This is a genomic window from Streptomyces sp. NPDC045846 (assembly GCF_056431605.1).
Map to the genome: position 1 here is coordinate 318885 of NZ_JBWKKJ010000009.1, position 24050 is coordinate 342934.

22 protein-coding genes and 1 pseudogene are annotated in these 24050 nt (G+C 71.5%); 21 read left to right on the forward strand and 2 right to left on the reverse strand.

Annotated elements, in window-relative coordinates; translation table 11 throughout:
* The first annotated feature begins 120 nt into the window (after window positions 1–120).
* A complete protein-coding gene (ftsY, locus tag AC07F3_RS26325; protein WP_479116890.1) occupies window positions 121–1329 on the forward strand; it encodes a signal recognition particle-docking protein FtsY in 1209 nt (402 codons plus the stop codon).
* Window positions 1330–1412: 83 nt separating this feature from the next.
* Here the strand turns inward: ftsY and AC07F3_RS26330 are convergent, their stop codons facing one another.
* Window positions 1413–2078, reverse strand: a complete 666-nt coding sequence (locus AC07F3_RS26330) for a bifunctional DNA primase/polymerase (RefSeq protein WP_469839596.1) — start codon at window positions 2076–2078, stop codon at window positions 1413–1415.
* A gap of 459 nt (window positions 2079–2537) precedes the next feature.
* Between AC07F3_RS26330 and nsdA the strand changes: the two genes are divergently transcribed.
* The 6 genes from nsdA (at window position 2538) to ftsH (ending at window position 12399) form a co-directional block, all read left to right on the forward strand.
* Window positions 2538–4013 carry a transcriptional repressor NsdA gene (gene nsdA, locus AC07F3_RS26335; RefSeq protein WP_479116892.1) on the forward strand — a complete coding sequence of 492 codons (1476 nt, stop codon included), beginning with the start codon at window positions 2538–2540 and terminating at the stop codon, window positions 4011–4013.
* A gap of 339 nt (window positions 4014–4352) precedes the next feature.
* Window positions 4353–5693: an ammonium transporter gene (locus AC07F3_RS26340; protein ID WP_114040418.1), complete on the forward strand. Its 1341-nt coding sequence runs from the start codon at window positions 4353–4355 to the stop codon at window positions 5691–5693.
* Window positions 5690–6028, forward strand: coding sequence for a P-II family nitrogen regulator (locus tag AC07F3_RS26345; RefSeq protein ID WP_479116893.1), 339 nt, complete (start codon window positions 5690–5692; stop codon window positions 6026–6028). Before AC07F3_RS26340 ends, AC07F3_RS26345 begins: the two co-directional genes overlap by 4 nt.
* Before the next feature lie 21 nt (window positions 6029–6049).
* On the forward strand, window positions 6050–8515 hold the full coding sequence (locus AC07F3_RS26350) for a [protein-PII] uridylyltransferase (RefSeq protein WP_479116895.1): 2466 nt from the start codon (window positions 6050–6052) through the stop codon (window positions 8513–8515).
* Window positions 8516–8779: 264 nt separating this feature from the next.
* Entirely contained in the window at window positions 8780–10321 is a 1542-nt protein-coding gene (gene ffh / locus AC07F3_RS26355; protein WP_114040421.1) for a signal recognition particle protein, read from the forward strand.
* A gap of 143 nt (window positions 10322–10464) precedes the next feature.
* On the forward strand, window positions 10465–12399 hold the full coding sequence (gene ftsH, locus AC07F3_RS26360; RefSeq protein ID WP_479116896.1) for an ATP-dependent zinc metalloprotease FtsH: 1935 nt from the start codon (window positions 10465–10467) through the stop codon (window positions 12397–12399).
* A gap of 43 nt (window positions 12400–12442) precedes the next feature.
* Here the strand turns inward: ftsH and AC07F3_RS26365 are convergent, their stop codons facing one another.
* Window positions 12443–13306, reverse strand: coding sequence for an SAM-dependent methyltransferase (locus AC07F3_RS26365; protein ID WP_479116897.1), 864 nt, complete (start codon window positions 13304–13306; stop codon window positions 12443–12445).
* 206 nt (window positions 13307–13512) lie between these two features.
* On the opposite strand from AC07F3_RS26365, the gene proS reads away from it, so the two are divergent.
* The 14 genes and pseudogenes from proS (at window position 13513) to AC07F3_RS26435 (ending at window position 24050) form a co-directional block, all read left to right on the forward strand.
* Complete coding sequence (gene proS, locus AC07F3_RS26370; RefSeq protein WP_479116898.1) at window positions 13513–14931, forward strand: proline--tRNA ligase; 1419 nt, start codon at window positions 13513–13515, stop codon at window positions 14929–14931.
* 281 nt (window positions 14932–15212) lie between these two features.
* Window positions 15213–15815 (forward strand): hypothetical protein, encoded by a 603-nt coding sequence (locus tag AC07F3_RS26375; protein ID WP_114040425.1) that lies wholly within the window; start codon window positions 15213–15215, stop codon window positions 15813–15815.
* A gap of 238 nt (window positions 15816–16053) precedes the next feature.
* Window positions 16054–16491: a 30S ribosomal protein S16 gene (gene rpsP, locus AC07F3_RS26380; protein ID WP_479116899.1), complete on the forward strand. Its 438-nt coding sequence runs from the start codon at window positions 16054–16056 to the stop codon at window positions 16489–16491.
* Between the two features lie 2 nt (window positions 16492–16493).
* Complete coding sequence (locus AC07F3_RS26385; RefSeq protein ID WP_005311361.1) at window positions 16494–16733, forward strand: RNA-binding protein; 240 nt, start codon at window positions 16494–16496, stop codon at window positions 16731–16733.
* Between the two features lie 225 nt (window positions 16734–16958).
* Window positions 16959–17528 carry a ribosome maturation factor RimM gene (gene rimM, locus AC07F3_RS26390; protein ID WP_479116901.1) on the forward strand — a complete coding sequence of 190 codons (570 nt, stop codon included), beginning with the start codon at window positions 16959–16961 and terminating at the stop codon, window positions 17526–17528.
* Window positions 17528–18349 carry a tRNA (guanosine(37)-N1)-methyltransferase TrmD gene (gene trmD, locus AC07F3_RS26395; protein ID WP_479116902.1) on the forward strand — a complete coding sequence of 274 codons (822 nt, stop codon included), beginning with the start codon at window positions 17528–17530 and terminating at the stop codon, window positions 18347–18349. Before rimM ends, trmD begins: the two co-directional genes overlap by 1 nt.
* A 126-nt stretch (window positions 18350–18475) precedes the next feature.
* Window positions 18476–18826 (forward strand): 50S ribosomal protein L19, encoded by a 351-nt coding sequence (gene rplS, locus AC07F3_RS26400; protein ID WP_053727934.1) that lies wholly within the window; start codon window positions 18476–18478, stop codon window positions 18824–18826.
* 57 nt (window positions 18827–18883) lie between these two features.
* Window positions 18884–19657, forward strand: coding sequence for a signal peptidase I (gene lepB, locus AC07F3_RS26405; protein ID WP_479116904.1), 774 nt, complete (start codon window positions 18884–18886; stop codon window positions 19655–19657).
* Window positions 19650–20351, forward strand: a pseudogene (lepB, locus tag AC07F3_RS26410) (signal peptidase I); the annotation flags it as partial. The gene lepB (AC07F3_RS26405) and the pseudogene lepB (AC07F3_RS26410), both read left to right, overlap by 8 nt.
* 292 nt (window positions 20352–20643) lie before the next feature.
* The gene (gene lepB / locus AC07F3_RS26415; RefSeq protein WP_479117036.1) at window positions 20644–21642 is read left to right on the forward strand and encodes a signal peptidase I; all 999 of its coding nucleotides are present in this window, start codon (window positions 20644–20646) and stop codon (window positions 21640–21642) included.
* Between the two features lie 102 nt (window positions 21643–21744).
* Window positions 21745–22488: a signal peptidase I gene (lepB, locus tag AC07F3_RS26420; RefSeq protein WP_479116905.1), complete on the forward strand. Its 744-nt coding sequence runs from the start codon at window positions 21745–21747 to the stop codon at window positions 22486–22488.
* Between the two features lie 5 nt (window positions 22489–22493).
* On the forward strand, window positions 22494–22979 hold the full coding sequence (locus AC07F3_RS26425; RefSeq protein WP_479116907.1) for an NUDIX hydrolase: 486 nt from the start codon (window positions 22494–22496) through the stop codon (window positions 22977–22979).
* Between the two features lie 55 nt (window positions 22980–23034).
* Window positions 23035–23343 carry a DUF2469 domain-containing protein gene (locus tag AC07F3_RS26430; protein WP_003965949.1) on the forward strand — a complete coding sequence of 103 codons (309 nt, stop codon included), beginning with the start codon at window positions 23035–23037 and terminating at the stop codon, window positions 23341–23343.
* Between the two features lie 329 nt (window positions 23344–23672).
* Window positions 23673–24050 carry a YraN family protein gene (locus AC07F3_RS26435; RefSeq protein ID WP_479116908.1) on the forward strand — a complete coding sequence of 126 codons (378 nt, stop codon included), beginning with the start codon at window positions 23673–23675 and terminating at the stop codon, window positions 24048–24050.

Below are 24050 nucleotides of genomic sequence, written 5' to 3' on the forward strand. Positions count from 1 at the left end.
GCGTTGATGCGCCCACCTCTATCGTACTTTAATCTGACACCCGCCCCATAATTCCCTTCCGTACTCGGAGGAAGGTACAAACTGGGCCCTCGTGGGCCCGTACCCGATACTGGGGGAGTTATGGAATTCGTCATCCTTGCTGTAGTCATCGCCCTGGTCGCGGTCGGCTTGATCAGCGGGCTCGTGGTCAGCAGCCGCAAGAAGAAGCAGCTGCCGCCCACCGCGCCGCCGAGCACGCCGACCATCACAGCCCCGCCCGCCGAGCCTCAGGTCGGTGAGGACGCCGCGGAGACGGCGGAGGAGCCGCGCCGCACCATCGAGGAGGTCGGGCTCCCCGAGGCGCCCGCCACCCCGGTCGTCGTCGAGGAGCCGGCCGCCCCCGAGGTCCCGGCGATCGAGGTCCCCGAGCCGACCGCCGGACGGCTGGTCCGGCTGCGGGCCCGCCTCGCCCGCTCGCAGAACTCCCTCGGCAAGGGGCTGCTCACCCTGCTCTCCCGCGAGCACCTCGACGAGGACACCTGGGAGGAGATCGAGGACACCCTGCTGACCGCCGACGTCGGCGTCGCACCCACCCAGGAGCTGGTCGACCGGCTCCGCGAACGCGTCAAGGTGCTCGGCACCCGCACCCCGGAGGACCTGCGCACGCTGCTGCGCGAGGAGCTCCTCACCCTGCTCGGCACCGACTTCGACCGCGAGGTCAAGACGGAGGGCGGCGAGACGGTCCCCGGCGTCGTGATGGTCGTCGGCGTCAACGGCACCGGCAAGACCACCACCACCGGCAAGCTCGCCCGCGTCCTGGTCGCCGACGGCAAGTCCGTCGTCCTGGGGGCCGCCGACACCTTCCGCGCCGCCGCCGCCGACCAGCTCCAGACCTGGGGCGAGCGCGTCGGCGCCCGCACCGTGCGCGGCCCCGAGGGCGGCGACCCCGCCTCGATCGCCTTCGACGCCGTCAAGGAAGGCATCGCCGAGGGCGCGGACGTCGTGCTCATCGACACCGCGGGCCGCCTGCACACCAAGACCGGGCTCATGGACGAGCTCGGCAAGGTCAAGCGCGTCGTGGAGAAGCACGGCCCGCTGGACGAGGTCCTGCTCGTCCTCGACGCCACGACCGGACAGAACGGCCTGGTCCAGGCCCGGGTGTTCGCCGAGGTCGTCGACATCACCGGCATCGTCCTGACGAAGCTCGACGGCACCGCCAAGGGCGGCATCGTCATCGCCGTCCAGCGCGAACTGGGGGTGCCCGTCAAGCTCGTCGGCCTCGGCGAGGGCGCGGACGACCTGGCCCCCTTCGAGCCGGAGGCGTTCGTCGACGCCCTCATCGGCGACTAGCGGCACCGGCGCACGAACGCCCAGCCCCACCGACAGGTGCGGCTGGGCGTCGTCGTGTCCGGGGGCCCCGGCCCGCCGCGCGGCTACGCGGCCGAGCGGTGGCAGATGTAGGCCAGCGTGCCCAGGAGCAGCCGGGCCTCGGGCGGGCGGGTCGCCGTGTCCAGGGACGGCGGGCGCAGCCAGTGCACCTCGCCCGACGGCGGCGCCGGCACATAGCTGCCGCGCGGCGGGCAGCGCAGGTCAAGGACGGCGTCGTCCCAGCCCATCCGGTAGAGCAGCCGCGGCAGTTCGGCCGAGGCGCCGGGGGCGACGAAGAAGTGGGTGCGGCCGGCCGGCGTGGTCGACACCGGGCCCAGCGGAAGGCCCATCCGTTCCAGCCGCACCAGGGCCCGCCGCCCCGCCGGTGCCGCCACGTCCAGGACGTCGAAGGTCCGCCCGACCGGCAGCAGCACCGCCGCGCCCGGGCACTGCGACCACGCCTTGGTCACCTCGTCCAGCGTCGCGCCCGCCGTGATCTCCGGGGCGAAGGCGAGCGGGTGCGCGCCCGGCGCCGTACAGGACGAACTGCCGCAGGAGCACTCGCCGTTGAGGGCGCGGGCGCCCGGTGCGACGTCCCAGCCCCACAGGCCCGTGTACTCGGCCGCCGCCGTGACCTCGCTCGTGCGGGTGATGCGCGCGGAGCGGCCGCGGCGCCAAGAGCCGGGCCGGGTCTCCTTGATCCCCCGGCTGCCGCCGATCGTGAAGCCCATGCCCCCTCCAACGGGTTTGTCGCGTCGGGGTTACGACGCCAGTGACATAGTCGTGACTATCCGGAGTTTTACCGTCACAATCCGTCTCCGCCAGGTCGGACACGGTCGTGAAAGGGGTGGTGCGTCAGGCTCCGTGCGCCCCGGCTCACTCCGCTCCACCCGACGCTGATCGTCATGTGTCAAGTGAATCGCGCCTGGCGGCAGGGGAGTTCATTCGAAGGGGTGGCGAATGGTGGCGTTTCTGGAATCGCCATGGCCGGACCGGTGATCGTAGGATTACCGTCGGTACACGGACCTTGGGGTATACGCACCCGCGGGTATGCCGGAGGCAAGCCGGTTTCCGGTCCGAGCGGGTGCAACCGCGGGACAGGAGACCCAACTAGCGGCATTCTGATAGGGGTTCGAGCAATCGATGCACAACCGACGCACATGAGGCTTCAGCGGATTGGGGGCGTTCCAGTGGGCGGCAGTGGGGCTAGCGGTACGAGCGCCGGCAAGCGCCCCAACGAGCAGCTGAGTTCGTGGTTTGTACGGAGCGGCTGGTCGAAGGGTGAGCTGGCGCGCCAGGTGAACCGGCGGGCGCGCCAGATGGGCGCGCACCACATCAGCACCGACACCTCCCGGGTGCGGCGCTGGCTCGACGGCGAGATGCCCCGCGAGCCGATTCCCCGGATCCTCTCGGAGCTGTTCTCCGAGCGGTTCGGCAGCGTCGTCGCCGTCGAGGACCTCGGGCTGCGCCAGGCCCACCAGTCGCCGTCGGTGTCCGGCGTCGACCTGCCCTGGGCCGGGCCCCAGACCGTGTCGCTGCTCAGCGAGTTCTCCCGCAGCGACCTGATGCTCGCCCGGCGCGGCTTCCTCGGCACCTCGCTGATGCTGGCCGCGGGCCCCTCCCTCATCGAGCCGATGCAGCGCTGGCTGGTGCCCTCGCTCTCGGGCGAGAGCGGACCCCAGGAGACCGCGGCGACCGCCCGGCGCCCCTCCCGGCTGTCCCGGCCCGAGCTGGAGCTGCTCGAGTCCACCACCGCGATGTTCCGCCAGTGGGACGCCCAGTGCGGCGGCGGCCTGCGCCGCAAGGCCGTGGTCGGCCAGCTGCACGAGGTCACCGACCTGCTCCAGGAGCCGCAGCCCGCGGCCACCTCCAAACGCCTCTTCAGGTGCGCGGCCGAACTCGCCGAGCTTGCGGGCTGGATGAGCTACGACGTGGGCCTCCAGCCCACCGCCCAGAAGTACTTCGTGCTCGCCCTGCACGCCTCGAAAGAGGCGGGCGACAAGCCGCTCGGCTCGTACATCCTGTCCTCCATGAGCCGCCAGATGATCCACCTCGGCCGGCCCGACGACGCCCTGGAACTGATCCACCTCGCCCAGTACGGCAGCCGCGACTGCGCCACCGCCCGCACCCAGGCCATGCTGTATGCGATGGAGGCCCGCGCCTACGCCAACATGGGCCAGCCCAGCAAGACCAAGCGGGCCGTCCGCATGGCCGAGGACACCTTCGGCGACGCCGGTCTCGACGGCGAGCCGGAGCCCGACTGGATCCGCTTCTTCTCCGAGGCGGAGCTCAACGGCGAGAACGCCCACTCCTACCGCGACCTCGCCTACGTGGCCGGCCGCAGCCCCACCTACGCCTCGCTCGCCGAGCCCGTCATGGAGCAGGCCGTCGCCCTGTTCGGCAAGGACGAGGAGCACCAGCGCTCCTACGCCCTCAACCTGATCGGCATGGCCACCGTCCACCTGCTCAAGCGCGAGCCCGAGCAGTCGACCGTCCTTGCCGAGCAGGCCCTGCGGGTCGCCAAACGGGTCCGCTCCGAGCGGGTCAACACCCGGCTGCGCAAGACCGTCGACACCGCCGCCCGCGACTTCTCGGACGTTGCCGAGGTGGTCCAGATGACGGACCTGCTCAGCAGGGAACTGCCCGAGACGGCCGAGGCCGTCTGAACGCACCGCCCCCGCCCGCCCGGGCGACGGCATACAGGACTCCGGCCGCGACACTCACCCCGTTCAGCCCGACTCGGCTCCCCCACGCCAGGTCAAGCGGGTGACGTCGCGGCCGGTCCGGCGTACGCGGACGTACGCGGATGGTAGCCGCCGACCCCTCTCTGATCCGGCAGTTCACTGGCGTGTAACACGCCCGCCCCCTTCGTCACTGCGGCGAAACATCGAGCGGCATCGACGGAAACCGCGCTGGGACAACCTCATGGCGCATAACCGGCCTCCAGCCAGTTCCCGCCCGAGTAACGCCCCCGCACGGGCCGTACCGACGACGAGGAGACGCCGATGCCTCCAGGCATCACGCTCGCAGCTGACGCTCCGCAGCTGTCCAGCGCCAACACCGGGTTCATGCTGATCTGCTCAGCACTGGTGATGATCATGACGCCCGGACTCGCCTTCTTCTACGGAGGCATGGTCCGCGTCAAGAGCACCCTGAACATGCTGATGATGAGCTTCATCAGCCTCGGCATCGTCACCATCCTGTGGGTGCTCTACGGGTTCAGCCTGGCCTTCGGCGAGAGCAACGGCTTCATCGGCTGGTCCAAGGACTACTTCGGGCTCAGCGGCATCGGCCTGGTCCAGCTCTGGCCCGGATACTCCATCCCGATCTACGTCTTCGCCGTCTTCCAGCTGATGTTCGCGGTCATCACGCCCGCGCTCATCAGCGGCGCCCTCGCCGACCGCGTCAAGTTCACCGCCTGGTCGCTGTTCACCGCGCTGTGGGTCACCGTCGTCTACTTCCCGGTCGCGCACTGGGTGTGGGCCTCGGACGGCTGGCTGTTCAAGAAGGGCGTCATCGACTTCGCCGGCGGCACGGCCGTGCACATCAACGCGGGCGCGGCCGCCCTCGGCGTCATCCTGGTCATCGGCAAGCGCGTCGGCTTCAAGAAGGACCCGATGCGCCCGCACAGCCTGCCGCTCGTCATGCTCGGCGCGGGCCTGCTGTGGTTCGGCTGGTTCGGCTTCAACGCGGGCTCCTGGCTCGGCAACGACGACGGCGTGGGCGCCGTCATGTTCGTCAACACCCAGGTCGCCACGGCCGCGGCCATGCTCGCCTGGCTGCTTTACGAGAAGCTCCGCCACGGCTCCTTCACCACCCTGGGCGCCGCGTCCGGCGCCGTGGCGGGCCTCGTCGCCATCACCCCGTCAGGCGGCTGCGTCAGCCCGCTCGGCGCGATCGCGGTCGGCGCGATCGCGGGCGTCCTGTGCGCCATGGCCGTCGGCCTCAAGTACCGCTTCGGGTTCGACGACTCCCTCGACGTCGTCGGCGTCCACATGGTGGGCGGCATCACCGGCTCGCTGCTCGTCGGCCTCTTCGCCACCGGCGGCGTACAGTCCACCGCCAAGGGCCTCTTCTACGGAGGCGGCCTGGACCAGCTCGGCAAGCAGGCCATCGGTGTCGGCGCGGTCCTCGGCTACTCGCTGGTGGTCTCGGCGGTCCTCGCCCTCCTGCTCGACAAGACGATCGGCATGCGGGTCCCCGAGGACGACGAGATCTCCGGCATCGACCAGGTCGAGCACGCCGAGACGGCGTACGACTTCAGCGGCGCGGGCGGCGGCACCGCCTCCCGCACGAGCGTGCCGGTCCCGGCCGAGGCAGCAGCGAACAAGAAGGTGGACGCATGAGGCTCATCACCGCGGTCGTCAAGCCGCACCGGCTCGACGAGATCAAGCAGGCCCTCCAGGCCTTCGGCGTCCACGGCCTGACCGTCACCGAGGCCAGCGGATACGGCCGCCAGCGCGGCCACACCGAGGTCTACCGCGGCGCCGAGTACACCGTCGACCTCGTACCCAAGATCCGCATAGAGGTCCTGGTCGACGACGCCGACGCCGAGGAGCTGATCGACGTCGTCGTGAAGGCGGCCCGCACCGGAAAGATCGGCGACGGCAAGGTGTGGAGCGTGCCGGTCGAGACCGCCGTCCGCGTCCGCACGGGCGAGCGCGGGCCCGACGCACTGTAGGCACGGTCAAGGAGCTGCTGGGTGACGAGCGTTGAAGTGAGTGACGGATCCACCGACGGCGACTCGGAGCCCGGCGGCTACGCGGCGGCCCGGCTGCGCCTTCTCACCGAGAAGGGGCAGGGCGGGCCGCCGCGCCGTGCGGCCCTGTCCGCCCTGACCGACCGCTGGCTGGCGGCGCTGTTCACCGCGGCCGCCCGGGAGGCCGGGGTGAGCGGCGCCTCCCTGGTCGCGGTCGGCGGCTACGGGCGCGGCGAACTCTCCCCGCGCAGCGACCTGGACCTGCTGCTCCTGCACGACGGGCGGGCCGACGCCGGGGCCCTGGCCCTGCTCGCCGACCGGATCTGGTACCCGGTGTGGGACCTCGGTCTCGCCCTGGACCACTCCGTGCGCACCCCCGCCCAGGCCCGCAGGACCGCGGGCGAGGACCTCAAGGTGCAGCTCGGCCTCCTGGACGCCCGCCATGTCGCGGGCGACCTCGCCAAGACGTCCGAGCTGCGCACCGCGGTCCTCGCCGACTGGCGCAACACCGCTCCCCGACGGCTGCCCGAACTCGACGAGCTGTGCCGCGAACGGGCCCAGCGCCAGGGCGAGTTGCAGTACCTGCTCGAAGGCGACCTCAAGGAGGCGCGGGGCGGCCTCCGGGACGCGACCGCCCTGCGCGCGGTCGCCGCGTCCTGGCTCGCCGACGCCCCCCGCGAGGGCCTCGCCGAGGCCCGGCGCCGTCTCCTGGACGTCCGCGACGCGCTGCACCTGTGCACGGGACGCGCCACCGACCGCCTCGCGCTCCAGGAACAGGACGCCGTCGCGGCCGAACTGGAGCTCCTGGACGCCGATGTGATGCTGCGTCAGGTATCGGAGTCGGCCCGCGTCATCTCCTACGCGGGCGACGTCACCTGGCGCGAGGTCGGCCGGGTGCTGCGGGCCCGCTCCGCCCGGCCCCGGCTGAGCAGGCTCTTCGGCGGCCGCACCGGCGCGCCCGAGCGGACCCCGCTCGCCGAGGGCGTCGTCGAACAGGACGGCGAGGTGGTACTCGCGCTGACCGCCCGCCCCGAGAAGGACCCCGTGCTGCCGCTGCGCGCCGCCGCCGCGGCCGCCCAGTCGGGCCTGCCCATCTCCCTGCACGCGGTACGCCGCCTCGCGGCCGTCACCCGGCCGCTGCCCACGCCCTGGCCCGCCGAGGCCCGCGAGCAGTTGGTCACGCTGCTCGGCGCGGGGGAGTCCACCGTCCCCGTCTGGGAGGCCCTCGAAGCGGAAGGCCTCATCACCCGGCTGCTGCCCGACTGGGAGCGGGTGCGCTGCCGGCCGCAGCGCAACGCCGTGCACACCTGGACCGTGGACCGCCACCTCGTGGAGACCGCCGTCCGCGCCGCGCACCTGACCCGCCGGGTGCACCGCCCCGACCTGCTCCTGGTCGCCGCCCTCCTGCACGACATCGGCAAGGGCTGGCCCGGCGACCACTCGGTGGCCGGCGAGACCATCGCCCGCGACGTCGCCGCGCGGATCGGCTTCGACGCCGCCGACGTGGCCGTGATCGCCACCCTCGTACGCCATCACCTGCTGCTCATCGAGACCGCGACCCGGCGCGACCTCGACGACCCGGCGACCGTCCGCGCCGTCGCCGAGGCGGTCGGCTCGACGGGCACCCTGGAACTGCTGCACGCCCTCACCGAGGCCGACGCGCTGGCCACCGGGCCCGCCGCCTGGTCCTCGTGGCGCGGCTCGCTCGTCACCGACCTGGTCGGCCGGGCCTCGGCGGTCCTCGCAGGACAGCCCGTCGACCCCGAACACGCGGCGGTCACCGCCGAACAGGAACGCCTCGCCGTGGAGGCCCACCGCACCGGCGGGCCCGTCCTCGCCCTGCGCACCCGCACCGAGGGCGCCGAGGCGCCCGCGGAGCAGGAGCCCCTCGGGGTGGAGCTGCTCGTCGCCGTCCCCGAGCAGCCGGGCGTGCTCCCGGTGACGGCCGGGGTGCTCGCGCTGCACCGCCTCACCGTGCGCGCCGCCGAGCTGCGGGCGGTCGAACTGCCCGACCCGGTCGGCGGCTGGGTGCTCCTGCTGAACTGGCGGGTGGCCGCGGAGTACGGCTCGCTGCCGCAGGCGGCCCGGCTGCGGGCCGACCTGGTGCGGGCGCTCGAAGGGTCCCTCGACATCGAGGCCCGCCTCGCCGAGCGGGAGGCCGCCTACCCGCGCCGCCGCGGCGTCCAGGCGCCACCGCCCCGCGTGACGGTGGCCCCCTCGGCCTCCCGGCATGCCACCGTCATCGAGGTGCGCGCCCAGGACGCCCCCGGCCTCCTGCACCGCATCGGCCACGCGCTGGAGCGGGCGAAGGTACGGGTGCGGTCCGCTCACGTGTCGACGCTGGGGTCCAACGCCGTGGACGCCTTCTATGTGACGGACGCGAAGGGAGCGGCGCTGACGCCGGACGAAGCGGCGGGCGTGGCCCGGGGACTTCAGGCGGCACTCGCGGCGGGGCCGGGCCCCGAGTAGGGGCAGCCCACCGCAGGCACCCCCGCGCACCCCCACTCGCCGGGATACCCTGGGGGACGTTCGAAGCCCGTGTCTGCATTCCGGCCGGGCGCACGGAGCCTGGCACGCACGCTCGCCGCGTTGCCGAAAGGCCCTGGTAGCTCCGCTACCAGAACCTTCCGGCGCCCTGCGATCGCACGCACCGGACGCCGCGCGCCGATCCGGCCGGGATGCAGACACAGGCACCCACCCGACCGCCCCACGAGCCGAGGACCCGCGACCACCGTGTTCGATACCCTTTCCGACCGCCTGAGTGCGACGTTCAAGAACCTCCGGGGCAAAGGACGCTTGAGCGAGGCGGACATCGACGCCACGGCGCGCGAGATCCGCATCGCGCTCCTGGAGGCCGACGTCGCGCTTCCCGTAGTCCGCGCCTTCATCAAGCAGGTCAAGGAGCGCGCGTCCGGCATCGAGGTCTCCCAGGCCCTCAACCCCGCCCAGCAGGTCATCAAGATCGTCAACGAGGAGCTCATCGGCATCCTCGGCGGCGAGACCCGGCGCCTGAGGTTCGCCAAGACCGCGCCCACCGTGATCATGCTCGCGGGCCTCCAGGGTGCCGGTAAGACCACCCTCGCCGGAAAGCTCGGCAAGTGGCTCAAGGGCCAGGGCCACTCCCCGCTCCTGGTGGCCTGTGACCTCCAGCGCCCCAACGCCGTCAACCAGCTGAGCGTCGTCGCCGAGCGCGCGGGCGTCGCGGTCTACGCGCCGGAGCCGGGCAACGGCGTCGGCGACCCGGTCAAGGTGGCGCAGGACTCCATTGAGTTCGCCCGGTCCAAGCAGTACGACGTGGTCGTGGTCGACACCGCCGGCCGCCTCGGCATCGACCAGGAGCTGATGCAGCAGGCCGCGGACATCCGCGACGCCGTCAGCCCCGACGAGGTCCTCTTCGTCGTCGACGCGATGATCGGCCAGGACGCGGTGAACACCGCCGAGGCCTTCCGCGACGGCGTCGGCTTCGACGGCGTGGTGCTCTCCAAGCTCGACGGCGACGCCCGCGGCGGCGCGGCGCTCTCGATCGCCCACGTCACCGGCAAGCAGATCATGTTCGCCTCCAACGGCGAGAAGCTGGAGGACTTCGACGCCTTCCACCCGGACCGGATGGCGTCCCGCATCCTCGACATGGGTGACCTGCTCACCCTGATCGAGCAGGCGGAGAAGACGTTCAGCCAGGCCGAGGCCGAGAAGATGGCCTCCAAGCTGGCGTCCAGCAAGGGCAAGGACTTCACGCTCGACGACTTCCTGGCCCAGATGGAGCAGGTCCGCAAGATGGGCTCCATCTCCAAGCTGCTCGGCATGCTGCCCGGCATGGGGCAGATCAAGGACCAGATCAACAACATCGACGAGCGGGACGTGGACCGCACCGCGGCCATCATCAAGTCGATGACCCCGGGCGAGCGCCACGACCCGACCATCATCAACGGCTCGCGCCGCGCCCGTATCGCCAAGGGTTCCGGCGTCGAGGTCAGCGCGGTGAAGAACCTGGTCGAGCGGTTCTTCGACGCCCGCAAGATGATGTCCCGGATGGCCCAGGGCGGCGGGATGCCGGGCATGCCGGGGATGCCGGGCATGGGCGGCGGCCCCGGCCGGCAGAAGAAGCAGATCAAGCAGGCCAAGGGCAAGCGCAAGAGCGGCAACCCCATGAAGCGCAAGGCCGAGGAGGCCGCGGCCGCCGAGCGCAAGGCGCAGGGCGGCGCGCTCGGGCTTCCGTCCGCCGAGGAGCAGAAGAACTTCGAGCTGCCCGACGAGTTCAAGAAGTTCATGGGCTGACCGCTCGCGGTCCTGTGCGTGGGGCGCCCTCCGGCCGGTCCGGGGGGCGCCCCTTCGCGTCCGGGCGCCCCGTCGGGCCCGCCCGGAATGCCTACTTCATACCGGTCTCCAATAATGGCGCGTACCGGCCCTGAGGAGAGCACGTGCCCACTTCCGTACCCCCGCGCGACCGCCCCGACCAGCCGTGGCGCTCGGAAGGGGCGCCCCCGCCGCCCGAGCCGAAGAGGAAGATGCCAGGCGGCTGGGGCCGGCTGATCCTCACCGCGCTGATCGTCTACCTGATCACCAACCTGATCCTGTCGTTCTTCAACGACGGCGACGAGCCGACCCTCTCCTACACCGAGTTCAGCAAGCAGGTCACGGCCGGCAACGTCTCGAAGATCTACGCCAAGGGCGACGCCATCCAGGGCCAGCTCAAGAACAAGGCGCCCGTCCCCTCCGGCGAGGGCAGCGGCGACTACACGAAGTTCACCACCCAGCGGCCCACCTTCGCCGACGACGACCTGTGGACCCAGCTGACCAAGCAGAACGTCACCGTCACCGCCGAGCCCGTCGTCGAGCACCGCAGCTTCCTCGCCAATCTGCTGATCTCGCTCGCCCCCATGCTCCTGCTCGTCGTCCTGTGGGTGTTCATCGCCCGCCGCATGAGCGCGGGGCTCGGCGGCGGCGCGGGCGGCATGCTCGGCCGCAAGACCCCGCCCAAACCGGTCGAGATGGGGCCCGACGGCAAGCGCACCACCTTCGAGGACGTAGCCGGCATCGACGAGGTGGAGGGCGAGCTCAACGACGTCGTCGACTTCCTCAAGAACCCCGGCGCCTACCACCGGATGGGCGCGCGGATGCCCGGCGGCGTGCTGCTCGCGGGCCCGCCCGGCACCGGCAAGACGCTGCTCGCCCGGGCCGTCGCGGGGGAGGCCGGGGTGCCCTTCTTCTCGGCCTCCGCCTCCGAGTTCATCGAGATGATCGTGGGCGTGGGCGCCTCACGCGTACGCGAACTCTTCGCCGAGGCCCGCAAGGTGGCCCCCGCGATCGTCTTCATCGACGAGATCGACACCATCGGCCGGGCCCGCGGCGGCGGCTCCGGCATGGGCGGTCACGACGAACGCGAACAGACCCTGAACCAGATCCTCACCGAGATGGACGGCTTCTCCGGCTCCGAGGGCGTCATCGTGCTCGCCGCCACCAACCGGGCCGACGTCCTGGACCCGGCCCTCACCCGGCCCGGCCGCTTCGACCGCATCGTCCACGTGAGCCCGCCCGACCGGGGCGGCCGCGAGGCCATCCTGAGGATCCACACCCGTGAGATCCCGATGGCGCAGAACGTCGACCTGGAGCAGGTCGCCCGCACCACCCCCGGCATGACCGGAGCCGATCTCGCCAACCTCGCCAACGAGGCGGCCCTGCTCGCCGTCAAGCGCCAGCAGCGCGAGGTCACCCAGTCCGACCTCTCCGACGCCCTGGAAAAGGTCCAACTCGGCGCCGAGCGGCCCCTGGTGATGCCGTACGAGGAGCGCCGCCGCACCGCCTACCACGAGAGCGGCCACGCCCTGCTCGGCATGCTCCAGCCCGGCGCCGACCCGGTCCGCAAGGTCACCATCGTGCCGCGCGGCCGGGCCCTGGGCGTCACCCTGTCCACCCCGGACGCCGACAAGTACGCCTACACCGAGGAGTACCTGCGCGGCCGGATCATCGGCGCGCTCGGCGGCATGGCGGCCGAGCAGCTCGTCTTCGACGTGATCACCACCGGCGCCGAGAACGACCTGGAACAGGTCACCAACATCGTGCGCGGCATGGTCGGCCGCTGGGGCATGAGCGAGAAGATCGGCCCGCTGTCCGCGCTGCCGGGCGACGCCCAGCAGGCCTACGGGCTCTCGGCCGCGCCCGGCACCCTGGACGCCATCGCCGTCGAGATGCGCCGCATCGTCGACGAGTGCTACGACCGCGCCCGCCTGCTGCTGAGCGAGAACCGCGACAAGCTGGACGCGCTCGCCGAGGCGCTGCTCGCCAACGAGACGCTGGAGGAGGAGGCGGCCTACCGCGCCGCCGGCATCCCCCGCCCGTCCAAGGCGGGGGCCTGACGGACCGGCCCAACCGCTGGGCAGGCCAAGGGAGTTGTGATCCTCAGGGGGTACGGGCGATCAGATAACGGAAGACATTCGGCATCCACACCGTGCCGTCGCGCCGCACGTGCCCGTGCAGCGCCTCGGTGAGCTCCTTCTCCACCTGCGCCTGGTCGGTCGCGCGGGCGGCCGCGTCGAAGGCGCCCGTCGACATCAGGCCGCGTATCGCACTGTCCAGATCCGCGTAGCCGAACGGGCAGGCCACCCGGCCCGAGCCGTCCGGACGCAGCCCGGCGCGCTGCACCACGTCCTCCAGGTCGTCACGGCAGCTCGGCCGCCAGCGCGGGGCCTCGCTCAGCCGGGAGGCCAGCCGGGTCGCCACCCGCAGCACACCGGAGGTCGCACACCGCTCCGGCGGCCCCCAGCCGACCAGCACCACCGCACTGCCGTGCTCGGCCAGGCCTACGGCTCCTTCCAGGGCGGCCACGAGCCCCTCGGTATCGCCGTCCGCGCAGCCGACCGGCTCGAAAGCGGTGATCAAGTTGTACGGGGGACGGCCCGGCTCCACCGTGTCGGCGGGCCCGCCCGTCACCACGCGGCTCGCGCCCATCCCCGGCGCTCCGTCCCAGCCGGGCTCGGGCACCAGCCGGTCGCGCGCCAGCGCCAGGCGCGCCGCACGCTCGGGGCGGTCGACACCGGTGACCGCCGCCCCGCGCGAGGCCGCGATCAGCAGGGCGAGCCCCGATCCGCAGCCGAGCCCGAGCAGCCGGGTGGCAGGCCCCACGTCGAGCCGTTCGTACGCCGCCTCGATGAGGGGGACCAGCATCCGTTCCTGGATCTCCGCCCAGTCCCGCGCGCGCTCGGACGTGCCCGCCGAAGGGGCGGAGGCCGTGCGGGACTGATGCCGGACGAGCGTTGGTGTCATGGAAAGCGCCCCAATCGCCGAGAGGTCAGCTGTGCCCTGATTGACAGCCCCCCGTGAATGTCCGTACGCACTTCCCCCGTATGCCAGGGAACTCCGCATCCTGCCCCGCGTCCAGAGGGCGGAGCCATCAACCGCGTAAAGCGCGGACCGGGTGCGGCCGGAAGCCGATTCACGCTCCGCGACCCTTGCGCCGTACCATTCGCGCCATGGCAAAGGCACCCGTTCTCACGCCCCAGGCGGAAGACTTTCCCCGCTGGTACCAGGATCTGATCAACAAGGCCGAGCTCGCGGACAACGGTCCCGTGCGCGGCACCATGGTGATCCGGCCGTACGGATACGGCCTGTGGGAGCGGATGCAGCAGGAGATGGATGCCCGCATCAAGGACGCGGGCGCCCAGAACGCCTACTTCCCGCTCTTCATCCCCCAGTCTTACCTGACTCGCGAGGCTGAGCACGTCGAGGGCTTCGCACCCGAGCTCGCGGTGGTCACGCACGGTGGCGGCAAGGAGCTCGAAGAGCCCGTCGTGGTGCGCCCGACCTCCGAGACGATCATCAACGACTACTTCTCGAAGTGGGTCCAGAGCTACCGCGACCTGCCGCTGCTCATCAACCAGTGGGCGAACGTGGTCCGTTGGGAGATGCGCCCGCGGGTCTTCCTCCGTACGAGCGAATTCCTCTGGCAGGAGGGCCACACCGCCCACGCCACCTACGAGGACGCCCGCGACTACGCCGCCCGCATCCACCGGGACGTCTACGCCGACTTCATGATCAACGTGCTCGGCATCGACGTGGTCCTCGGCCGCAAGACCGCCAAGGAGCGCTTCGCCGGAGCCATCAACACCCTCACCCTCGAAGGGATGATGGGCGACGGCAAGGCCCTCCAGCTGGGCACCAGCCACGAGCTCGGCACCAACTTCGCCAAGGCCTTCAACACCCAGTACCTGTCCAAGGACGGCCGGCAGGAACTCGTCTGGCAGACCTCCTGGGGCGTCTCCACCCGCATGGTCGGCGGGCTGATCATGTCGCACGGCGACGACAACGGGCTGCGGGTGCCGCCGCGGCTCGCCGCCGTCCAGGTCGTCGTCATGGCGATCAAGGGCGACGAGGCCGTCACCAAGGTCCGCGAACTCGGCGACCGCCTCAAGGCCGCGGGCCTGCGCGTCCAGGTCGACGACCGCGTGGACACCCCGTTCGGCCGCCGCGCCGTGGACTGGGAGCTCAAGGGCGTACCGGTACGCATCGAGATCGGCCCGCGCGACCTGGAGGGCGGCACCGCGATGCTGGCCCGCCGCATCCCCGGCGGCAAGGAGACCGTGTCCAGCGACGCGGCCGCGCTCGTCGAACTGCTGCCCACCGTCCTCGAAGAGGACCAGGCGCTGCTCCTGAGGCAGTCCCGCGAGCGCCGCGAGTCCCGCACGAGCGACGTCGCCACCCTCGCCGAGGCCGCCGAGGCGGCCGTGGCCGGCGGCTGGGCACGCATCCCGTGGGCCGACCTCGGCCCCGAGGGCGAGGCCAAGCTCGCCGAACAGGCCGTGTCCGTACGGTGTCTGGTCGCCGAGGACGGGTCGGTGCCCGAGGCCGACGACGCACCCGGTACCGTCGCGATCGTGGCCCGCGCCTACTGAGCGGAACCCGGGCCGGAGCGGGTGGCCGACAAGCCACCCCGACTCGGCCGAAACACCTCTTGCGCATCAGACGACAACGACCGTCCCGGCGCGCACAGTTCAGCTACGCGCCGGGGCGTACGCGCCGCTACGTCATACCTTGGTGTGAGCTGTGAGCCTTCTCCGCAGATCAGCGCACCCGCCCTCGTCCGCGCGCATCAATGCCAACTGACGGGTACGAGCAAATTATTTGGGATGCCCCGGAATAGGAACACAGCGGCCCTGCGGCTCGTTGTCACGACGTGAGCACGACACCACCTGTTCTCGCCGCAGAGCTGGCACAGGCGTGGGCCGACATTCAGCGGTACCACTCCGAGCTGCCGGACCTAGCCGCGCCCGAGTCCCTGATCGGAGAGTCGTCGTCCGCCTGTGGCGCCGAGCTCTCCTTCGAGCGACTGCTCCATGAGGCAGTCCACGGCATTGCCGCCGCCCGCGGTGTCCGCGACACCTCCCGCGCCGGCCGCTACCACAACCGGAGATTCCTGGCGATCGCCGAGGAGCTCGGCCTCGACCACCCGGAGGAACCGCACCCCAGCAGCGGCTTCTCCCTGGTCACGCTGAACGCCGAGGCAAGGCGCCGCTACCGGCCCACCATCGAACGGCTGCAGCGCGCACTGAAGGCGCACACCGTCGCCACCGCCGCCGACACCAAGCGCTCCTTCCGCGGACCTGCCGCCCGGCACGGCTCCTCCGGAGGCGGCGTGCGGGTCAAGGCCGTGTGCGACTGCGGGCGCAACGTACGCGTCGTCCCCTCCGTGCTCGCCCAGGCGCCCATCGTCTGCGGCGGCTGCGGCAAGCCGTTCCGCATCCCGGAAGGGGCCGAAGTGGTCGCCGCGGTCGGCTGACCCCGGGTCCGGCCGCCGGCAGGGGCGGCGCGGGCCCGGGGGAGCGGATCCACCGGGGGTGCCCCACGGACCCCCGGCGTGCGCACTCCAGGCGTGTGGCACAATGGCTAGCTGTACTCGACAGCCGCACAGGAACCCTCTCGCCTCCGGCTGACGCGTCCATCGGGCACCCGAGTACCGCAACCCCACGTGGCATCTCATGTGCCCAACCACGTCAAGACCAGGAGACACCACTCCAGTGGCAGTCAAGATCAAGCTCAAGCGCCTCGGCAAGATTCGCCAGCCGCACTACCGCATCGTCGTCGCCGACGCCCGCACTCGCCGTGACGGTCGCGCGATCGAGGAAATCGGTCTGTACCACCCGACGTACAACCCGTCGCGCATCGAGGTCAACGCCGAGCGTGCGCAGTACTGGCTGTCCGTCGGCGCCCAGCCGACCGAGGCCGTCCTCGCCATCCTGAAGCTCACCGGCGACTGGCAGGCGCACAAGGGCCTCCCGGCCCCCGCGCCGCTGCTCCAGCCGGAGACGAAGGAAGACAAGCGCGCTTCCTTCGAGGCCTTCGCCAAGACCCTCGAGGGCGACGAGGCCAAGGGTGAGGCCATCACCCAGAAGGCGAAGAAGACCGAGAAGAAGGCGGACGAGGCCGAGGCCGCCGCCGAGTCGACCGAGGCCTGAGCATGCTCGAGGAGGCTCTCGAGCACCTCGTGAAGGGCATCGTCGACAACCCCGACGACGTGCAGGTCGCCTCGCGCAACCTGCGCCGGGGGCGCGTGCTGGAGGTCCGGGTCCACCCCGACGACCTCGGCAAGGTGATCGGCCGCAACGGCCGCACCGCCCGCGCCCTGCGCACCGTCGTGGGCGCAATCGGCGGACGTGGCATCCGCGTCGACCTCGTCGACGTGGACCAGGTCCGCTGACCAGTTGGGTCGCTTTACCTAGATACGCCGGCTCGGGCCGGGGAGGGCTTCTGGCCCACCCCGGCCCGTAGTCGTATGCAGGGCCATCGAGCTCATCGAGGCCACGGTGGCCATAGTGGTACCAAGGCCCCGGTCGTACCAGACCGGGGCGCCCGGCCCGGAACCCGCGGCCGGGCGAAGGCCGCGGCCGCACCCAGGCCGCAGTTGTCCGAAGGAGAAGCAAGCGTGCAGTTGGTAGTCGCGCGGATCGGCCGCGCCCACGGCATCAAGGGCGAGGTCACCGTCGAGGTGCGCACCGACGAGCCGGAGCTCAGGCTCGGCCCCGGCGCCGTACTCACCACCGACCCGGCATCGGCGGGCCCGCTCACCATCGAGACCGGCCGGGTGCACAGCGGCCGGCTCCTGCTGCGCTTCGAGGGCGTGCGCGACCGCAACGCCGCCGAGGCCCTGCGCAACACCCTCCTCATCGCCGACGTCGACCCGGCCGAACTGCCCGAAGAGCCCGACGAGTACTACGACCACCAGCTCATGGACCTCGACGTGGTGCTCGCCGACGGCACCGAGGTCGGCCGCATCACCGAGATCACCCACCTGCCCTCGCAGGACCTCTTCATCGTGGAGCGGCCCGACGGCACCGAGGTCATGATCCCGTTCGTCGAGCAGATCGTCACCGAGATCGACCTGGAGGCGCAGCGCGCGGTCATCGACCCGCCGCCCGGCCTGATCGACGACCGCGCCGAGATCGCCTCCGCCCGCGACGAAGAGTCCGGCGCAGACACCGAGGGCCACCACTGATGCGGCTCGACGTCGTCACGATCTTCCCCGAGTACCTCGACCCGCTGAACGTCTCCCTGGTCGGCAAGGCCCGGGCCCGCGGGCAGCTCGACGTCCACGTCCACGACCTGCGGGACTGGACCCACGACCGGCACAACACCGTCGACGACACCCCCTACGGCGGCGGCCCCGGCATGGTCATGAAGACCGAGCCCTGGGGCGACTGCCTGGACGAGGCCCTCGCGAACGGCTATGAATCCGGCGCGCACGGCCCCGTCCTGGTCGTGCCCACCCCCAGCGGCCGCCCCTTCACCCAGGAACTCGCCGTCGAACTCTCCGAGCGGCCCTGGCTGATCTTCACGCCCGCCCGCTACGAAGGCATCGACCGCCGCGTCATGGACGAGTACGCGACCCGGCTGCCCGTGTACGAGGTGTCCATCGGCGACTACGTCCTGGCCGGAGGCGAAGCCGCGGTGCTGGTGATCACCGAGGCGGTGGCCCGGCTGCTGCCCGGCGTCCTCGGCAACGCCGAGTCCCACCGCGACGACTCCTTCGCGCCCGGCGCCATGGCCAACCTCCTCGAAGGCCCCGTCTACACCAAGCCCCCCGAGTGGCGCGGCCGCGGCATCCCGGACGTCCTGCTCAGCGGACACCACGGCAAGATCGCCCGCTGGCGCCGGGACGAGGCGTTCAGGCGCACCGCCCTCCACCGGCCCGACCTGATCGAACGCTGCGAGGCCACCGCCTTCGACAAGAAGGACCGCGAAACCCTCTCCATCCTCGGCTGGGCCCCCGAGCCCGGCGGCCGATTTTGGCGCAGGCCCCAGGACGTGGAAGAATAGGCCGCTGCTGTACGCCCGGCCGGCGCCCCTGCCACAGGGGGAACGACGCCCGCCCACCGCGCCCAGCACCCCATTCATCTCGAACGCCGCTGATGACCTGTGGCATCAGTGAGGAAGTAGTCAGTCATGGCAAGCCTGCTCGACTCCGTCAACGCCGCCGCGCTGCGCAGCGACGTCCCGGCCTTCCGCCCGGGTGACACCGTCAACGTCCACGTCCGCGTCATCGAGGGCAACCGCTCCCGTATCCAGCAGTTCAAGGGCGTCGTCATCCGCCGCCAGGGCGCTGGTGTCTCCGAGACCTTCACCGTCCGCAAGGTCTCCTTCTCCGTCGGCGTCGAGCGCACCTTCCCGGTGAACTCCCCGATCTTCGAGAAGATCGAGGTCGTGACCCGCGGTGACGTCCGTCGCGCCAAGCTCTACTACCTCCGTGAGCTGCGCGGCAAGGCCGCCAAGATCAAGGAGAAGCGCGACCGCTGAGCCCCCGGCTCACACGCGCGTACGGGTCCGACGGCGGCCGGATAAGCTCTGGCCCCGATGGACACCGAAGCACAACACACGGAGCGCGACCCTTCCGCCACCCCCGATCCGGGGCCCGCGGAAGCGTCGCGCTCCGCGCGTTTCACCGCCCTGGCCGACCACCTCGAAGGTCCCTGGCGCAAGACCGGAGCGCTCCTCGCGCTCTGCGTCGTCTTCCTGCTGCTGCTCAGCCACTTCGTGGTGCAGCCCTTCCTCATCCCCAGCGGATCCATGGAACCCACCCTCCAGGTCGGCGACCGGGTCCTGGTCGACAAGCTCGCCTACCGCTTCGGCGACACCCCCCGGCGCGGCGACGTCGTCGTCTTCGACGGCCTGGGCTCCTTCGTACGCGAAGGCGACCAGGGGAACCCGCTGGGGCGCGCGGTGCGTTCAGCAGGAGCGGCCCTCGGCCTCACCGAGCCCGTCGAGACCGACTACGTCAAGCGCGTCGTCGGCATCGGCGGGGACCACGTGGTCTGCTGCGACCGGCGGGGGAGGATCCAGGTGAACGGCACGGCCGTCGACGAGCCCTATCTGCACCCCGGAGACAGCCCCTCCCAGGTGGCCTTCGACATCGTCGTGCCCGACGGCACCCTGTGGGTCCTCGGCGACCACCGCTCCCGCTCCAGCGACTCCCGCGACCACCTCGGCGACCCCGGCGGCGGCATGGTGCCCGTCGACCGCGTGATCGGGCGGGCCGACTGGATCGGCTGGCCCTTCGGCCGGTGGACCTCGGTGGGCGGCTCCGGCGCCTTCGCGGGCGTACCGAGCCCGGGCGGGGGACATGGGTAGCCGCGGGCGGCCGCGCACCCCCGCCCCCGACCAGCCGCTGCCCACCGGCACCCGGCCCACGTCCGGCGCCCAGGGACGGCGCGGCCAGAGCGGCCGGGCCGAGCGGCGCAGGCTCGCCCGCAAGGTCAAACGGCGCCGGCGCAGGTCGGCCGTGCGCGAGATCCCGCTCCTGATCGTCGTCGCGCTGCTCATCGCCCTCGTTCTGAAGACGTTCCTCGTCCAGGCCTTCGTGATCCCGTCCGGCTCGATGCAGCAGACCATCACCATCGGCGACCGCGTCCTCGTCGACAAACTCACCCCCTGGTTCGGCTCGGAACCGGAGCGGGGTCAGGTCGTCGTGTTCAAGGACCCCGGCGGCTGGCTCAAGGACGAACCCAAGACGGCCTCCGGCGAGGACCCCGTCGTCGTCAAACAGGTCAAGCAGGGCCTGACCTTCATCGGCCTGCTCCCCTCCGACAACGAGCAGGACCTGATCAAGCGGGTCATCGCGGTCGGCGGCGACACCGTGAAGTGCTGCGACAAGGACGGCAGGATCACCGTCAACGGCCGGCCGCTCGACGAGCCGTACGTCCACCCGGGCAATCCGCCCTCCCTCATCCAATTCGAGGTAAAGGTTCCGCAAGGCCGGATCTTCGTCATGGGCGACCACCGGTCCAACTCCGCGGACTCCCGGTACCACCTCGACGACGGCCATCAGGGGACCGTCCCGGTGAGCGGGGTGGTGGGCCGCGCGGTGGTCGTGGCCTGGCCTTTCGCGCACTGGCGCCGGCTGGAGGTGCCATCCGCGTTCGGCCCCGTCCCCGCCCCGCCCGGCGGCTCGGCCCTCGGTGAGTCGCATAGGGTGTCGTCCCGGGATCCGGCGGCGGAGCCGGACCAAGCGACCCAGCCCCCGACCCCTGCGGAACTCCCGCTCGTTATGGGAGTGGTGGGCCTGAGCCTCGTACGGGCCAGGCGGTGGCACAGAGTGAGGAGTGGATGTGGGGGATTTGGCGGTCGGCGCACGATCCGGACGCGAAGAGCCGGAGGAGCGGCCGGAGAACGAGCTCGCCGATTCCTCCCCGGGATCCGCCGCGGGGCCGAGGCAGGCCTCCGCGGAACCCGCGGACAGCCCCGCGACCGAGCACACCGTGCCCGCGCAGGACAGTGGACCCAGCGACGGCGGCCCCGGCGGCGAAGGCCCCGGTGACGGCGAGGGGCGTGCCCCCAAGAAGCCGCGTTCCTTCTGGAAGGAACTGCCGCTGCTCATCGGCATCGCGCTCGTCCTGGCCCTGCTGATCAAGACGTTCCTGGTGCAGGCCTTCTCGATTCCCTCGGACTCGATGCAGGACACCCTTCAGCGCGGGGACCGGGTGCTCGTCGACAAGCTCACCCCGTGGTTCGGCGCCGAGCCGCAGCGCGGCGAGGTCGTCGTCTTCCACGACCCGGGCGGCTGGCTCGACGGCGAGCCCACCCCGAACCCGAACGCCGCGCAGAAGTTCCTCAGCTTCATCGGCCTGATGCCGTCCGCCGAGGAGAAGGACCTGATCAAGCGGGTCATCGCGGTCGGCGGGGACACCGTGGAGTGCAAGAAGGGCGGCCCGGTCACGGTCAACGGCAAGGCGCTCAAGGAGCCGTACATCTACCCCGGTGACAGCGCCTGCGACGACATGCCGTTCGGCCCGATCAAGGTGCCCTCGGGCCGGATCTGGGTGATGGGCGACCACCGCCAGAACTCGCTGGACTCCCGCTACCACCAGGAACTGACCGGTGGCGGCACGGTCTCCACCGACGAGGTCGTCGGCCGCGCCTTCACCATCGCCTGGCCGCTCAACCGCATCGACTGGCTCGGCGTCCCGGACACCTTCGACCAGCCCGGCCTGAGCGCGATGGGCACGGCGGCGCCCGCCGCCGTCGGCCTCGTCGGGGCGGTGCCGATGGTGCTGTGGCGGCGCCGCAAGCTCCTTCAAGCGCAGGTCAAGGCGGAAAGCCCGGTCGGCAGGGGCTGACCTGCGGGCGTACCGCCGGGTAGGGTGCGGTCCCGGATCGTCGATCTCCGGAGCCCGGGGTGCCTCACGCACGCCGGGCGCTGCCGGAAAGGGAGCGCTGCGATGAGCGGTAACGGACTGGACCACGACGGCCGCGGCCGCAGTCTCGGCAGTGTGCTGTCGGGGCTCGCCGTGGCCGTCGGCTGTGTCCTCTTCCTCGGCGGCTTCGCCTGGGGCGCCGTGCAGTACAAGCCGTACACCGTGCCCACCCAGTCCATGTCGCCGACCGTCAAGGCCGGCGACCACGTGCTCGCCCAGCGCATATCCGCCGGTGACGTCCGGCGCGGTGACGTCGTCGTGTTCTCCGACAAGACCTGGGGCGACATGCCCATGGTCAAGCGGGTGGTCGGCATCGGCGGCGACGTCGTCAAGTGCTGCGGCACGGACGGGAAGCTCACCGTCAACGGCCGGCCCATCGACGAACCGTATCTGCACGGCAAGACCCCCGCCTCGGCCTCGTCCTTCGACGCCAAGGTCCCCCAGGGGCAGGTCTTCCTGCTCGGCGACGACCGCTATGTCTCGATGGACTCCCGCGTCCACCTCGACGACGCCACCAACGGCTCGGTCCCGCTGACCGCCGTGACCGCGCGCGTGGACGCCATCGCCTGGCCCATGGACGGCATGCTGGGGCGCCCCTCGGGCTTCGAGGCCCTGCCCGGTGGCATCTCCCGGCCCGGCCCGCTGAAACTGGTCCTGGGCGCCGTCGTGACCGGCGCCGTGCTGATCCTGCTGGGCGCCGCCTGGGGGCCGATCGCCGCCCTCGCCCGGCGCGGCAGGACCCGCGCCGCCGCGCCCGCCGGGAGGTGAGGCCCGTGACCGAGCCGCGCAAGGTGGCCCGGGTCGTTCTGCTCGACCCGGACGACCGCATCCTGCTCATGCACGGGTACGAGCCCGAAGACCCCGCCGACACCTGGTGGTTCACCCCCGGCGGCGGCCTGGAGGGCGACGAGACCCGGGCCGAGGCGGCCCTGCGCGAACTCGCGGAGGAGACCGGGATCACCGACGTCGAGCTCGGCCCGGTCCTGTGGCAGCGGATCTGCTCGTTCCCCTTCGACGGGCGCCGCTGGGACCAGGACGAGTGGTACTACCTGGCCCGCACCAGCCAGACCGAGACCGCCCCCGGCGGCCTGACGGAGCTGGAGCGGCGCAGTACCTCGGGCCTGAGGTGGTGGACCTCCGCCGAACTGTCGGCGGCGCGTGAGACGGTGTATCCGACCAGGCTCGCCGAGCTGCTGCGCACGCTGCTCGACGAGGGTCCTCCGCACGCGCCGGTGGTCCTGGCCCCGGAAATCGTTTAGGGGCCCAGGGGGCTGACGCACAATAGGGGGACGCACGGCTGAAGGGGAACATGCCATGAGCGCCGAGGACCTCGAAAAGTACGAGACCGAGATGGAGCTGAAGCTCTACCGGGAGTACCGCGACGTCGTCGGTCTGTTCAAATACGTGATCGAGACCGAGCGACGTTTCTACCTCACCAACGACTACGAGATGCAGGTGCACTCGGTCCAGGGCGAGGTGTTCTTCGAGGTGTCGATGGCGGATGCCTGGGTGTGGGACATGTACAGGCCCGCCAGATTCGTCAAGCAGGTACGGGTGCTCACGTTCAAGGACGTGAACATCGAGGAGCTGAACAAGAGCGACCTCGAACTGCCCGGCGGCTGAGCGGTCGGTCGCCGGAGGTCGGACGGCTGAGCGTCAGACGGCTCGGCCTCGGGCGACTGAGCCGCCGCGGGCCGGTCGGCCCTGCCGGGCAGGGGTTGCCTGGACGGCGCGGCGGGCTTCCGGCGAATGAGGGGCGCAACCGGGCCGAGGTGAGGGTGGAGCCGGGTCGGGTCCGGTCGGGTCAGGGATGAGGGGCGGGAGCGAGCCGCGGTGAAGGGCGCGAAACGCCCCCTTCGAGTGGCGGAGTTTTCCACAGCCGAGGCGTTGTCCACCAAGATCCACTCCCGGCGCCCGGATGCGTGACAGTCGGTGCCGGAGGTGGTGCCAACATGAACGCTCGCGGAGCACTCGGAAAGTACGGCGAAGACCTGGCGGTACGGCTGCTCGAAGCAGCCGGAATGACAGTCCTGGAACGCAACTGGCGCTGCGGCAGGACCGGCGAGATCGACATCGTCGCCCGCGACGACACGTCCCCCGGCGGCCCCGCGCTCGTCATCTGCGAGGTCAAGACCCGCAGAGCAGGCGACTACGAACACCCCATGGCCGCCCTCACCTCCGCCAAGGCCGACCGGCTCAAACGCCTAGCCGGCCACTGGCTCGCCGACCACGGAGGACCGCCGCCCGGCGGTGTGCGCATCGACCTCATCGGCGTCGTCCTGCCCCGCAAGGGCGCCCCGCGCGCCGAACACGTGCGAGGGGCGGCCTGA